At 58.0% G+C, this 13,519-nt stretch carries 15 protein-coding genes; 8 read left to right on the top strand and 7 right to left on the bottom strand.

The annotated features are described in order from the left end of the window. Nucleotides 1-11 precede the first annotated feature (11 nt). Entirely contained in the window at nt 12-197 is a 186-nt protein-coding gene (locus V6R85_RS23640) for a hypothetical protein (protein WP_111791589.1), read from the top strand. A 104-nt stretch (nt 198-301) separates the two neighbouring features. After that, a complete protein-coding gene (locus tag V6R85_RS23645; RefSeq protein ID WP_045534727.1) occupies nt 302-1,987 on the top strand; it encodes an FAD-dependent oxidoreductase in 1,686 nt (561 codons plus the stop codon). A gap of 131 nt (nt 1,988-2,118) precedes the next feature. Here the strand turns inward: V6R85_RS23645 and V6R85_RS23650 are convergent, their stop codons facing one another. From V6R85_RS23650 to V6R85_RS23675, 6 genes are all read right to left on the bottom strand, one after another. Then, on the bottom strand, nt 2,119-2,466 hold the full coding sequence (locus tag V6R85_RS23650) for an anti-sigma factor family protein (RefSeq protein ID WP_045534729.1): 348 nt from the start codon (nt 2,464-2,466) through the stop codon (nt 2,119-2,121). A 1-nt stretch (nt 2,467) separates the two neighbouring features. Beyond that, on the bottom strand, nt 2,468-2,944 hold the full coding sequence (locus tag V6R85_RS23655; protein ID WP_045534731.1) for a hypothetical protein: 477 nt from the start codon (nt 2,942-2,944) through the stop codon (nt 2,468-2,470). Between the two features lie 124 nt (nt 2,945-3,068). Continuing rightward, nucleotides 3,069-3,788, bottom strand: coding sequence for a hypothetical protein (locus V6R85_RS23660; protein ID WP_045534734.1), 720 nt, complete (start codon nt 3,786-3,788; stop codon nt 3,069-3,071). 23 nt (nt 3,789-3,811) lie between these two features. Further along, the gene (locus V6R85_RS23665) at nt 3,812-4,642 is read right to left on the bottom strand and encodes an alpha/beta fold hydrolase (protein ID WP_111791590.1); all 831 of its coding nucleotides are present in this window, start codon (nt 4,640-4,642) and stop codon (nt 3,812-3,814) included. 128 nt (nt 4,643-4,770) lie between these two features. Beyond that, complete coding sequence (locus V6R85_RS23670; RefSeq protein WP_336377229.1) at nt 4,771-7,551, bottom strand: ATP-binding protein; 2,781 nt, start codon at nt 7,549-7,551, stop codon at nt 4,771-4,773. 236 nt (nt 7,552-7,787) lie between these two features. Continuing rightward, complete coding sequence (locus tag V6R85_RS23675; RefSeq protein WP_234904956.1) at nt 7,788-8,564, bottom strand: SDR family NAD(P)-dependent oxidoreductase; 777 nt, start codon at nt 8,562-8,564, stop codon at nt 7,788-7,790. 210 nt (nt 8,565-8,774) lie between these two features. On the opposite strand from V6R85_RS23675, the gene V6R85_RS23680 reads away from it, so the two are divergent. From V6R85_RS23680 to V6R85_RS23705, 6 genes are all read left to right on the top strand, one after another. After that, the gene (locus V6R85_RS23680) at nt 8,775-9,329 is read left to right on the top strand and encodes a helix-turn-helix domain-containing protein (RefSeq protein ID WP_234904957.1); all 555 of its coding nucleotides are present in this window, start codon (nt 8,775-8,777) and stop codon (nt 9,327-9,329) included. Between the two features lie 207 nt (nt 9,330-9,536). Beyond that, complete coding sequence (locus V6R85_RS23685) at nt 9,537-9,914, top strand: c-type cytochrome (RefSeq protein ID WP_045534741.1); 378 nt, start codon at nt 9,537-9,539, stop codon at nt 9,912-9,914. Nucleotides 9,915-9,937: 23 nt separating this feature from the next. After that, a complete protein-coding gene (locus V6R85_RS23690) occupies nt 9,938-10,387 on the top strand; it encodes a (2Fe-2S)-binding protein (protein ID WP_045534743.1) in 450 nt (149 codons plus the stop codon). A 41-nt stretch (nt 10,388-10,428) separates the two neighbouring features. Further along, the gene (locus V6R85_RS23695) at nt 10,429-10,737 is read left to right on the top strand and encodes an XdhC family protein (protein ID WP_111791593.1); all 309 of its coding nucleotides are present in this window, start codon (nt 10,429-10,431) and stop codon (nt 10,735-10,737) included. Beyond that, nucleotides 10,737-11,459, top strand: coding sequence for an XdhC family protein (locus V6R85_RS23700; protein WP_045534795.1), 723 nt, complete (start codon nt 10,737-10,739; stop codon nt 11,457-11,459). Before V6R85_RS23695 ends, V6R85_RS23700 begins: the two co-directional genes overlap by 1 nt. After that, nucleotides 11,432-12,493, top strand: a complete 1,062-nt coding sequence (locus V6R85_RS23705) for a molybdopterin-binding protein (RefSeq protein WP_045534747.1) — start codon at nt 11,432-11,434, stop codon at nt 12,491-12,493. Before V6R85_RS23700 ends, V6R85_RS23705 begins: the two co-directional genes overlap by 28 nt. Nucleotides 12,494-12,548: 55 nt before the next feature. Here the strand turns inward: V6R85_RS23705 and V6R85_RS23710 are convergent, their stop codons facing one another. Then, nucleotides 12,549-13,385, bottom strand: coding sequence for an alpha/beta fold hydrolase (locus V6R85_RS23710; RefSeq protein ID WP_111791607.1), 837 nt, complete (start codon nt 13,383-13,385; stop codon nt 12,549-12,551). Nucleotides 13,386-13,519: the final 134 nt, after the last annotated feature.

Here is a 13,519-nt window from a genome sequence, read left to right on the forward strand (position 1 = left end):
GCTCGGAAACGATGAACATGAAGTTTGAGATCAGCGAAGAGCCTGTTCGGGACGGTATCGAAACTCTGCCGGAGTTATCGGATATCACCCTCGTAGTGGGACACGCGCCTGCATCCCCTGCAGATGTGCTTCTCGATGAAGCACTCCAGGAAAGCTTCCCGGCGAGCGATCCTCCGGCGTCCGGCAAGATGGAGTGAAGAAAAGCCTGGGCGCGTCCCGGGCTTGAAATGTTGGTCGAGCGCTTTCAAGGGCCTGGTACCTCGTGCGCGGCCTCACTGCGTGCAGACAAAAGGAACGGACCATGGATAGCGGTTCCCGCGACTATCAGAGATTTCCAACACTGACGCCTTTGCAGGTCGAGACGGCCCGCAGATTCGCCAGCGCTGGGCCGCTTTCATTCGAGCCCGGCCAGGAGATATTTCCTGTCGGCGAGCGGAACGCGCCAGCCTTTCTGGTTCTCGAGGGGCAGATCGATGCGTTTCGGCATGACAGTTTTCGCGGCGATCAGGATGTCGCCGCACACAAGACAGGTCAGATCTCAGGCGAGATAAACCAGCTATCCGGCCGCCCGTCACTATCAGGACTTAAGGGTGGACCTGACGGATGCGTGGCTATCGCTTTCGATGCGCCGCACCTTCGCGCACTCATCATCGGGTCCGCGGAAGTCGGCGAGACTGTCATGCGCGCTTACATCCTAAGGCGCGTCGCCTACCTTGATGCCGGCGTAGGCGGCTCGATCCTGGTCGGGACGTCAGCTGATCCTTCGCTTATGCGCCTTCAGGGCTTTCTCACCAGCAACGGATATCCCCACACGGTGCTCGATGCCGGGTCGGATGAGGATGGGCTCGTTCTCGTTGAGCGACTCGGAATAACGGCGGTTGAACTGCCATTGATGATCTGCCCAAGCGGCACGGTGCTCAGAAACCCGACCGTGGGAGAGGCAGCGACATGTCTCGGTATCACGCCTGAACTCGATCCGGAGATCCTTTACGACGTTGCGATCGTGGGAGCGGGGCCTGCAGGTCTGGCCACCTCGGTCTATGCGGCCTCCGAAGGTCTGCGGTCGATTGTTATCGACCAGCGCGCGATCGGCGGGCAGGCGGGCAGTTCATCCCGTATCGAGAACTATCTCGGTTTCCCGACCGGAATTTCTGGAGCAGCACTTGCGGGGCGGGCCTTCAGTCAGGCGCTCAAATTCGGGGTAGAGGTTGCGTTGCCGCTAAAGGTCAGGGAACTGACGGCCCCGGAAATATCTCGTGCACGGTCGGCACCCATATCCTTGAAACTCGAGGACGGGCAGTCAATTCGTGCGAAGTCGCTCGTGATTGCCTCCGGTGCGCGGTATCGCACGCCCGAGATCGGTGGTTTGCAAAGGATACAGGACACCGCTGTTTCGTACTGGGCCTCCGCGCTTGAGGCCAAGCTTTGCGAGAACTCGGACGTTGCCCTTATCGGGGGCGGAAATTCAGCGGGCCAGGCCGTAGTTTTCCTCGCCCCACGCGTCAAGCGGCTGCACATGATCGTTCGCCGCGACCTCTCCGAGACGATGTCATCATATCTCATCGAACGGATTGCGGCGTTGCCCAACGTCGAAATACATCTGGGTTGCGAACTGGTCTCGGTCAGCGGGGACGATGGACCAAATGTCTCAGGCATCCTGCAGCATAAGAAATCGATGCAGACGAGAGCCTGTGATTTCGGCCACCTCTTCCTGTTCGCCGGAGCCGATCCGAATACGAGTTGGACCGGCGGGAAAATAGACACGGACAACAACGGCTTTGTGCTTACAGGCAGAGGGTTTGATGAAGACGTCTCGTCTTTCCTCGGGCGGCAATCGTTCGCTCTGGAGACGAGCATACCCAACATCTTCGCAATCGGAGATGTGCGCGCCGGCTCGACCAAAAGAGTAGCGGCAGCAGTGGGCGAGGGTGCCGCGGTCGTCAGCCAAATACATCAGGCGCTGAAGTTTCTCGACGTCACGGTTTGACGGAAGCAAGCGCAGGCACAGTAAAGGCCACCAGCGGAAACGCATTTATCCTCGACAGCAGGCGTCTCTTGTTGAGAAACGAAATCCGGGCCCGATGGAGCACGCGAAACGGACTTCGTACACTCCCTGTGCTAGCGTATCAGAAAATGGGCTATCTGCTCTTCGAGCACTCGCCACCATCCCCATTCAACGTAGGCGATGAGGGCGGCGAGGATTGCGCCGGCGATCGAGTTGAGATGCCTCAAAGGCGACAGCGACAATTCCGTCTCGAGCGCGCCTGGCTCGAAGATCGAAGGAAGTGGCATTTCGGCGACAGGAAAGAGTGCTCTCCTGAGCGCATCGGCGTGGCGCTCGTATGCCCCGACCCGTTGTGCGGCCGTCAGGTCATCATACAGGTATTCTTTGACGGCGTGCTTGCGCTCCTCGGGAAGGCAGTGGTCGATGTAGAGCTGGATCTCGATTTCGGTGATGGCCGGCATATTATTTGATGCTCCTGAGATGCGCGCCTCTGCGCGCGCTCGCCCGCAGCGGAATCTCGACGAACTCCCTCAATCGCTCTCTCGCGAGAGGGAGTTCGTTGATTACGAAGCTGTCAGGTATGCCCAAGGCGCTCCCGACTTCCTGGAAAGTCAGCTGTTCGACTGACGTGAGCAGGATCATGCTCCGGTCGAGTGTCGTCAATCTTCTCAGGGCGCACGCGATCCCGGTGTCATTCTCCGGGATCGGTTCGCTGTCAGCGTCGTCGGAGATCGCGGCATTGTCGTCTGCTAGACTATGGATCAGGCCGTAGCCTTCGATCTTGAGGCCACCGAAACCGAGGAACATCCAACGTGCTTTCAGCGTTTTCAATGCGATCATCACAAGTGCATCGGCCGACCCAATGTCTGCTGCGTGCCCTCTTGCGAACCTTCGAAAGGCTGGAACGTGCGGCAACACGTTTTTTGTAAACTCTTTCATGAGCGCAACCAGTCTACATTTCGGGTCTATTCGGTAGGATTCCAGGCAATTTTGGCCTGGAAAGCGGGGCAACGAGCCCTGCAAGCGGCATAGCGCGCGGGTGGTTGCCCGCGCGCCCGCTACCTCACGAAAGATGGATGTCCGAAAGATCGATCGATACGACGAGCGGTTCCGGCATTGAATTGCCGTCCGGCTGTCTGGGGAAAATGCGTCGTTCGGTCGGGAACATCAGTCCCTGAACTTCCTTGTAGCCGCCGATGTAGTGAGCACCAGGCGTGTTTCCGGCAATCTCGACGTCGTAGTCATGCCGCTTGAGGAGGCCGGCGTCGTCGACGTAGAGGGTCTGAACGGTGCTGTGTGTAGCAATGTTGGCGGGGAAAGTGACCTTCAAACGCTGCCAAGTCTCCCCATTTTCAGTCCACTCGCCGATCTCCTCCGCTTGAACGCCCGGCGCGGTTAGAAGGAAGGGCATGTTAAGGTACGTCCACATGGCGATGCCCGCGAAATAGGCGAGCTGCGGGTCGGACCAGGGAGTTTCCAGCGTGTGGCCGGCGAACGACGAGCGAGGATCCTTGAGCTCTTCGAGGACCTTACCATGTGCATCCTTGATCTGGACCAGACCCGGCTCAAACCGCGTCACTTTTCCTTCGGCGCTGAAGGGGTCATGGGAAGCCCACTCCTCGCCGAGGCCGACCGAGACGTTGGTTACGTCAAGCTGGCCGGAATGCCCCTTCAGCGGCCACAAGACGCCGCCTTGTTTGAGGTGCGCCGTGAGGCGTGTGTATTTTTTCCAGTTTTCCAGGCCGCCATGGGCGGCAATGATTTTCTCGACGAGGGAAGGCATTTTCGTCTCCGTGGTTGCGTTGTTTAGCTGTTCAGGAAGTGCTGGACGTGGGCGACGAACGTATCGGGATATTGGAAAAGCGCGCCGTGACCAGAGTCCGGATATAAAACGAGTGTGGCGTTCGGCATGTTCTTGAACATCTCGTACGCGTTGATGGAGGGGAACATCGTGTCGTCGCTGCCGTGTACGATGAGCGTCGGCTGTGTGATCGCCTTCAACGACTTATGGGCAGGGTCTTTGTCCGCGCACCATCCGATGATGGAGGCTGCCTGCGGATTGCTGACGGAATCCGGGCTCTCCGGATCGCGCTGATGTGTGCGAACAGCGGCGCGATTGACGAATGCCTGTCCAGCAGCCTGGCTTGGTTCCGATGGAGTGAAGAAGAGGGGAAGGCGGACGTCCTCGGCATTTCGCGCGAATGCCTCCTCGACGACCTGCATCAGGTGCTCTTCGCCACCCTTGGGCGCGGTGCCCGCGAGTACGATCTTGCGGACCTTGACGGCTGGGCGAGCAGCCATAAGCTGTGCGATGAACCCACCGAGGGAGAAGCCGAGAAGATCAACCTTGTCATAACCGAGGGCGGCTATGAAGCTCTCAGCATCCGTCGTCATCTGGTCAACGGTATCGGGCGTTTTGCCCCCGGATGTTCCGACCCCTGCGTTGTTGAAAACAATTACGGGTCGATCCACCGCAAGAGCGTTCACTACAGCCGGATCCCATGAGTCCATCGTTCCGGTGAAATGCTGCAAGAGAACCAGCGGGGTTCCAGTCTCACGGCCTAGCCGACGGTACGCATAGCGAACTCCGTGGGCCTCGACATATCTTGTTTCGGCTTCCTCGAGTTTGACGGACATCAGGCATCCTTTCCTTGTCATCACGACCATGTTGGTGTGGAGGAAAGTGCCGATTAATGTCCCGTTACGCGAGTTAATCAGTGTTAAGTTGGGTTATGGATAGCGCCCCGGTCGCAGTCGGGATCGAACTAGGAGGCGGAATCGCTCTCCAACGTCAGACCATTGCGGCAAGGAGCCAAACGTATCAGGTCCGTCGCCGCTTCGAGATCGATAGTCTTGCTTCCTGGTTCGAATTTGCCGATTACCGCCTCGATGTCATCGATGATACCGGGTTGATCGGAGCGCGACGAGAGCTCGTACGCGGCCATCAGACAACGTAATTCCCAGAACGTCGCCACCATCTTGCGCGAGAGCGCTACCGCGTCCGCGGCAATCTTCCTCGCGAGCTCTGGATTTGTCGGAAACTCCGCGATTGCCAACAAGCGAAGCAACTCCGGACGGCACCAACCCGCATCACCCTGGAGGGCGCGCTCGATGTGGGTTTTACGAGCGCGCTCGCCGGCAATGACCACGAAGTATTCCAGCCTCAGTGCCGCCGCGCCTGAGAGCTCCTTTTCGAGGCCGCCGTGATTGTCATCGCCAAACAGCCCATTCCGATAGGACGAAATCCACTGTTGCCAACGGATCAGTCGTTGTTGTTTCGCCAGGCCTTCTGCTTTGTCGAGGTATTCACTTGCCTCGCTATGTCGTCCCACAAGCGAAGCCATCGGAAACGCGCTCAGCATCAGAAGAAGGCACGAAGCGATCGAGTAACCCAGATCCTCCGCTTCCCGTACCGACTCCTTGAGGAGATCCATGGCGGTGACCATGTTGCCTTCGAGGAATTCTACGAACACCAGGACCGCCAGGCCCGAGATTCGCTGGTCGAAACCAAGTCCGGCATTCGAGGTCCTCCTGATCGACCCGCTGCCATCGTCTAGCGAACCCTCGATTTCCTTGCGCGCGCGAGAGAGCTCCCCGTTGAAGAAGTAATTGTGCCCAAGCATCGCGCTAAACACATGCGATGACACCTGTGGGTTCTTGTCCCGTAGCGCAAGCGCGGCATCGATTGCGTCCTGGTATCTGCCATGCGAGCACAGGATGGCCGTTCTTGCCGCATTTGCCTGGATACACTTGCCTAGATTGCCGATTGCTTCCGCTATTTCGATTCCGCGGTCAATTTCGTATAGGGCATCGCCGTCTTTCGAGTATCCCTGAACGTGGTACAGCGCGCTTCCTTTGGAAATCCGGAGGTCGAGCTCCGTTTCCGTTCCCTCGTGCGCAGATCCGGGGACGCGTTTCAAGGCTTCGTCGAGGACCTGTATCTGCTCGTTCATCAATCCAAGTTGAACCCAGAGAATCTTGGAATTGGCAGCAAGGCGCATTCCCGACTCGGCCGTTTCAATTGACTCGAATGACCAATGGATCGCACTTCGGATATCGTGGATCAGATCTGAATACAGCCGCATCCAGTCAGCGGTCGCCAGCGTCGGCCAGTCACGAGCGGCGTTAGCAAGCGCCTTTTCGCAATAGTCCGCGTGGGCCGCATGAAGCAGCCTTGCTTGATATCCTCTCCTGACCTTGTCCAGAGCGTAGCTTCTTGTTGTTTGGAGAAGTCGATATTTCCCGTCGCCACCGCTCACCGAAAACAGCGACTTCAGGAACAGGCCATCAAAAGCCTCGTAGAAATCCTCCTCCGGCATTACGCCCGCACAGAGCGTCTGGGCGGCTTCGGTCGAAAAAGCGCTGGCGAACATCGCGCAATATTCGAACAGAAGGCGTTCCTTGTCCGTCAGGCCATCAAAGCTCCAATCGAGCGTCGCTCTCAGCGTTTGCTGCCTTGGAGGCGCTGTTCGCCGTCCCCGTCGCAGAACCGCGAGCGGGTCGCTCAACGAGCTGACGAGATGGGCAAGTCCGAGGTTGGCGACGCCGGACGCGGCAAGTTCGATAGCCAGAGGGATGCCGTCGAGACGCCGGACGATAGATGCAGCCGCTGCAAGCGTTTCGGGATTGTTGAAGTCCTCCAGTTCGGACGACAACATAACCCGGTCAACGAAAAGCTCGACCGCAGGATATTTCAGTAGCGAGGATTGGGGGCTGTCTTCCGGGGGTACAGGAAGGGAAGGTAGCTGTCGTATCCTTTCCCCGGCAATGCGCAAGGGCTCGCGGCTTGTGGCAAGCACGGTCACCTGCTTCGCGGCCGCCAAAATGTCCTCGACGATGAAAGCCGCTTTGGAAATGACGTGCTCGCAATTGTCGAGCAAAAGAAGGAGGTTTCGTTCGGCCAATGCTTCAAGGACGGCATGCTCCGCGTTGTCGATGACAACACTTAGTCCGAGCAGGCTCGCCACAGTCGGAGCGATCTGCTTTTCGTCACTTAACGAGGCGAGATCGACAAACAAGACCTCGCGAGCAGCACTTATGATTTCGGTAGCGGCCAGCGCGACGGACGTCTTGCCAACACCGCCTGCGCCCGAAATCGTTACCAGACGATTGGTCGAGAGCATTTGCGCGGTCTCTGCCACGAAGTCGTCTCGACCAATGAGGCGTTCGGTCAGTCGCGGAAAGCTCTGCTGCAGAACCTGCGGTTTGGCAGGAGCCTGATTGACGGACCCGACCCCGGAACCCTCCACGGGCATGACGAAAACGTAACCTCTACCCGGTACGTTCTCGATGTATCTTCCGCTAGTCCGATCACCCAGAAGCTTTCGAAGTGTGACCAGGTGCACGCGCAGCGCGCCCTCTTCTACGGTCGTATCCGGCCATACCGCTGCGAGCAAGGTTTCCTTGCTGACCACTTCCCCCGCCGATGTTGCAAGTACGGCTAATATGTCGAATGCCTTACCGCCAAGCTGAAGCACGTTGCCGGATTCGGTCAGCTTCCGCTGGGCGGTATCCAACTCAAATCGTCCAAACCTCAGTACGGTCATTGACGATATCCGGCCGGGTTAGAGCTGGGCTGACGCGCAGATGATGAGGCTCGATTGCCAGGACAGCCGAACAGGGGCACAGTCGCCTGTGTAGGCACGGCGCACAAAGCTCCGAGAGGAAAAATTTGTAAGCGGTCTTGTCCCACGTCAGGCTCGCCTTTGGTCTTATTGCGGAGATAGACCAACCGGTCAGTTTATGCAACGAACCATTGAGCGAATGAACTGTCGGATTCTCTTTATGCGTTGTATCCACCATCAACGTTCAGAACGCTTCCGGTGATGAAAGAGGAATTTGGACCGGCGAGGAAAAGGATTGCTTGGGCGACCTCTTCAGGCTTTCCCAGGCGCTTGAGGACGTTAGACTGTTTCTCCGCCTCGAGCATTTCGCTCGATGCCTCGGAGAGCTCGGTCTGGATCGACCCGATCTGGACCACGTTGACATTGATCCCCCGCGGCCCAAGGTCGTGGGCCGCGCCGCGACAGAAAGCCGTGATGGCTGCTCGGGTTGCCGCGTAGTCTGCCAAACCGGGAGCGCCTACCCTGTCCGCGAGGCTGGCACTGAGTGCGATTATTCGTCCCCCGTTTCCCATAAACCGGACGGAGGCCCGAACCAGAGCTGCGATAGCCATCACGGTTCCCGAATACTGTGCTTCAAGCGCGTCCTCATCCATGTCCACGTCATCGATCTGCCAGTGGGCGCGATGATGTGCGTTAGCAATCAGGACGTCTATCCGACCCATCGCAGAGATCACACCCCGCGCGAGTCGCGCGCACTCGACTCCCGATCCATCGTTGGGCCAATCGAAGGTGATGACGCGGTTGCCGAACCGCTGAAGTTCGGTGATGAAATCCGAGGAGAATTCGCTAGCATCGACCGTTAGGGCCAAGTCGGCTCCGGCTATAGCGAGCAGCCTCGCCGTAGCCCGTCCTACGCCCTTATCGGCGTTTGTTAGCAGCGCCACTCGGCCTGCGAGCGGACGTAGGATGTCGTCGGGCAATTCTGGCACTGACATTTCCTTCAGAACAACGGCAACGAAGCGTACTGCGAACTTCGCCCATCGAGCCCGGATACGCGAAGAGCCAATACCCGTATTGTAAGATTGGGCAGCACCCCACAAACACACAATCCGTAACACTGCTAATCAGACTTAACATCGCTTAACTCGCTTAGCGCCGAATGCCCAGACTAGGTTCAAGGGCATCCGAAGCAACGAGTTACGCCAATGCCAAACCAAGTTTCATCCGCTCAACTGCGTCCCGCAAATAATCAGGTCGTGGTGTGGAGTTTGAACCCGCATGGCCTTACGGCGCATTTCCCGACACCAGCACTAGCTCCGACGAGGACGCCAACGTTTCCTCGCGGCAGGACGGTTGCAGGTCTGGCCGAATGGCAGAAAAACAAGATTATGCGCTACATCGACGACAATGTCGAAAGCTGCATAAGGGTGCAGGAGCTCGGGGCTCAGGTTCGGCTTAGCGCGAGCCGTTTTTCCAAGGGCTTCAAAGTTTCGTTCGGCAAGTCGCCCTACGACTACGTCCTCGCGCGGCGGATCGAAGCGGCCAAATACCTTATCACCTCTACCGACGAGCCGCTCAGTCAGATTGCGCAGGCCTGCGGGCTTAGCGACCAGGCTCATCTTTCGAAGGTATTCAAACGACTGGTCGGGGTGACCCCCCTCAATTGGCGGCGACGCCATGCCAGTGGATCGGCTGTCCCGGTTGCGTCGCAGCCATGGTCAAGGCTCGCACAGTCGTCTGAACGCGTGATGGCGATGTAAGGCCATGGCACCTGGTCGAAACATGATTTCGGGCGGCCTTTTCCTCGCGGTGACGAGGTTGATCGGGAAGAGGTGGCGTTCATCGGTGCGATCTCACGCAGCATCAGATCTCCAGGTTCATGCATGCAGCATGATGGCGCGTGTTCGTAAACGCCCGGTGGAGCAATCCAGCTTCGCTGGGTCACTGCATTTTCAACGGAGGATACTGTGAGGAAATATCTCTGTCTTTTGACCCTCGGCTGGGTAGCGATCGCGCTCCCGGATTCGACTGCTCGGGCCGATGGCGACCCGGAAAAGGGCCTGAAACTTTTCGCACGTTGCAGTGCCTGCCACACCGCGAGCGAACAGAACAGGGTGGGGCCGGGGCTCCTTGGTGTGGTTGGGCGGACCGCCGGAACAGCTGAAGGTTATAGCTATTCGGCCGCAATGAAGTCTTCGGGCGTGACATGGGACGAGCGAGCGCTGGACGCATTCCTCAAGTCGCCTTCGGGCGTCGTTAAGGGCACCCGAATGACCATCTCGATCCCCAAGGACCAGGATCGCGCCGATGTTATCGCCTACCTGAAAACACTCACTGTCCAATAATCCGGCACTAGAGGAGCAGAAACATGAAAAGCCTCGTTATCAATGGCGTAACCCACCAGGTCGATGCCCCGGACGACATGCCACTTCTTTGGGTGCTTCGTGACATCCTCGGAATGACAGGCACCAAATACGGATGCGGCATTGCCCAGTGCGGCGCCTGTACTGTCCACGTTGACGGTATGGCTGTCCGAGCGTGTCAGACGACGATGGACATGATTGACGGCCAGAAAATTACGACGATCGAAGGCGTCGGCGAAACGGAAATCGGGGCGAAAGTCCAGGCCGCCTGGCTCGACAAGGAAGTCGTTCAGTGCGGCTACTGTCAGTCTGGACAGATAATGTCGGCGACGTCCCTGCTCACTGTCAATCCGAAGCCGACCGACGCTGAGATAGATGAGGCCATGGCAGGCAACATCTGCAGATGCGCCACATACGTCCGGATCCGCGAAGCAATCCACTCAGCGTCGGCCTGAGGGTGTTCCATGGTCAAAATTCTTGAATAAGGAACAGGCAATTGGATCCATTGGAAACCGCCGAAATATGGCACCGTTCCGGGAAAGAAGTGGCTATTGCAACCGTCGTAAGCACATGGGGCTCATCACCCCGACCGGTCGGCAGCAGATTAGTCGTCGATGACCAGGGTAACTTCGAAGGATCGGTTTCAGGCGGGTGCGTCGAGGGCGCTGTCGTCACTGAAGCACTGGACGTGATCAGCAGCGGCGAAGCCAGGCTCATCGAATTCGGCGTTGCGAACGAAACAGCTTGGCGTGTTGGCCTCTCGTGCGGCGGCATCATCTCCGTCTTTGTATCGAGGCTGAGCTAATGGACCTCAGTCTCGTTACCGCCCTCAACTCGGCGAAAGCCCGTCGAATCCCGGTGGTCGAGATCATCAATCTCGCCACTGGAAGCCAGGAACTCTTAACGGCTATCGATGGCATCGACAGCGCGGTCGCCGATGCAGCACGCCAAGCCCTGGCTGGCGGTCTTTCCTATCGTACGGAGATTGACGGTATTCCATATTTCCTGAATGTGCATCTTCCCGCGATCCGGCTCATGATCATCGGTGCAGTCCATATCGCGCAGGCGCTGGCCCCTATGGCCAGCCAGGCCGGGATGGAGACCATCGTTGTCGATCCGAGAGAAGCTTTCGCAACCGAAGATCGCTTTCCCGGCATCATCTTGCTTCCGGTGTGGCCCGATGAGGCTTTCGAGGAGATATCTGTCGACGCGAACACCGCGATGGTCGCTCTTACCCACGACCCGAAAATCGACGATCCAGCGGTCAAGCAAGCTCTAAGGGCCGGAACCTTCTATATCGGGGCTCTCGGTAGCTCGAGAACTCATCTTGCAAGGTTGGAGCGCCTGCGAGCGGCTGGTTTCGAACAGTCTGTCCTGGAGCGCATTCGGGGCCCGATCGGTCTTGATATCGGCGCAAGGGAGCCGGGTGAAATCGCCGTCGCCATCCTGGCTGAGATTATCGCCCATCGACGGTCCAGGTATGAGGCGGGAAAGACGATATGTTCGGCAAGTTTGAGACAGAAATAGCTACCGGGATGATGCTCGGACACCGTCTTGCGGTCGGAGGCAGGACCTTCTCCAAAGGGCACACCTTGTCCCTCGAAGATGTGGCATTCTTCCTTTCGCACGGAATTTCCAGCGTACTTGCCCATCGGTTCGAAGAACACGAGATCGACGAGGTCACAGCCGCCGATATCCTCGGCGCTCCTTTTGCCAAAGAGGGAGTTTTTTCGAAGTCAGCCGTGGGTGGAAGGGTAAATTTCTACGCCAAAGCCGATGGCCTGTTTATCGCCGAGCGAGACTTGATCAATTCGTTCAATAGCATCAATCAAGCGGTCACGTTTGCCTGTCTGGCTGACCGCAGCCGGGTAGTCGAGGGAGAGCTCGTCGGCACCCTGAAGATCATTCCGCTTGCAGTCGGATATCGGACGGTCGAGACAGCGAGGTTGGTGGCTTCCACGCGGCCACCAATATCCGTATGGCCGTTTGAATCCCGAGCCGTTACGCTCATCTCAACCACTCTACCGTCACTTGGCGCGAAGACAGTCGAGAAGACCGCGCGAATAACCGCAGCCAGGCTGATGGAGCGAGGCTCGACGCTCGTGTCGGAGCTATATTCGGAACACGATATAAACGCACTGGCCGACGTCCTGAGGGAAGAAGCCGATCGAAGGGCGGGATCCAATCATCTGGTCATCGTTTTCGGGGCGTCGGCCGTTGCAGACGCAAACGATGTCATTCCTGCTGCTATCCGTGAAGCAGGTGGAAAGGTGGAGCGAGTGGGGATGCCTGTAGATCCGGGTAACCTGATAGTCATCGGTGCGATTGCGGATATTCCCGTGATCGGAGCACCGGGCTGCGCACGCAGTCCGTCCTTGAACGGTCTTGATTGGGTGCTGGACAGGACGCTTGCGGGCGACCGCATTGACAGCGGGACGATTGCCAGGATGGGGGTCGGGGGGCTGCTCAAGGAGATTTCGTCGAGGCCGCAGTTAAGGGAAGCCTCCGTCAGTCACGAAGCTGTCCCGCAGCTCCGTGACACCGCATTATCGGGGCTATGAGCGCAGGCCGGCGAGTACACGTTCGCGAAGGCCTGCGCATGTTCGCATAACAGCATCAAACTCTTTTGTAGCCGCCGGAAATCCACTCTGAAATCAACTCGGCGTATGTCTCTGCTGCGTCTTCCCAGACGAAGTGGCCGGCGTCGATGACTTCGGCGCGGCAGTGTGGAAGTCGGTCTGCAAGAAACTGCCCGTTGGCGGGCGGGACGATGGGGTCATCTTTGCCTGAGATGACGAGCGTCGGTGTTTGGAGCGACGGCAGCAGGCCGGCGAGGATCGGAAGGTCTTGCTTATAGGCTCGGACGAAGTCGGCCGCTTCGTTCCACCGTTGGCCGTCGGAAGAGTTCCTGTAGTCCTCCAGGATGGTTTCTGGAATTGAAACGCGCGCGGTGCTCTTCACCAACTCATAGACACGTTTACCACCATCGAAATCAGCGAAGTCACTCTTTGACGACGTCATGATTTGACGCAGGGACTCTCCAAAAAGCTGTTCGCTTGTTCCACCGCTACCGCCCACAATGCTCTCGAAGCGCTCCACATGGCGACTGGCGGCGTAAAGCACGGCGAGCGTGCCGACGTCAGGCGCCACCACGTGCGCCCGTTCGATATCGAGGGCGTCCATGATGCGGATGAGGAAATCCCCCATGGCGTGGGGCGACATCAGGTCCGACCGGCCCTCAGACATGCCAAAGCCCGGGAGATCAACTGCAGTCAATGGTCCGAGCTCGCTGATACGCGGCCACACGAGATTGAATGCGAAGATGCTTTCGGGCCAAGGGGCCGTAAGCAATACGGGAATGCCTTGAGCATCTTTAGTGCTCACAGTTCGCACCTTGATGCCGTCGATAGATATGAATGCGGTTGTCTCAGGCATGTTTAAGCCGTTGGTCATCGAAATAGCCTCCTGTTCGGTTGCCGCCTCGGCAAAATCTATAGTCAGGGTAGGCTTGGAAGAGCCCACAGATCTTTGACAATCCGGCTCCCCCGCAGGTTTTCGAGCGGCCGCATCTTACAATATCGGGATGC

It is taken from the genome of Agrobacterium sp. CCNWLW32 (assembly GCF_037083425.1).
In the GTDB taxonomy this organism is placed as follows: Bacteria; Pseudomonadota; Alphaproteobacteria; order Rhizobiales; family Rhizobiaceae; genus Agrobacterium; species Agrobacterium radiobacter.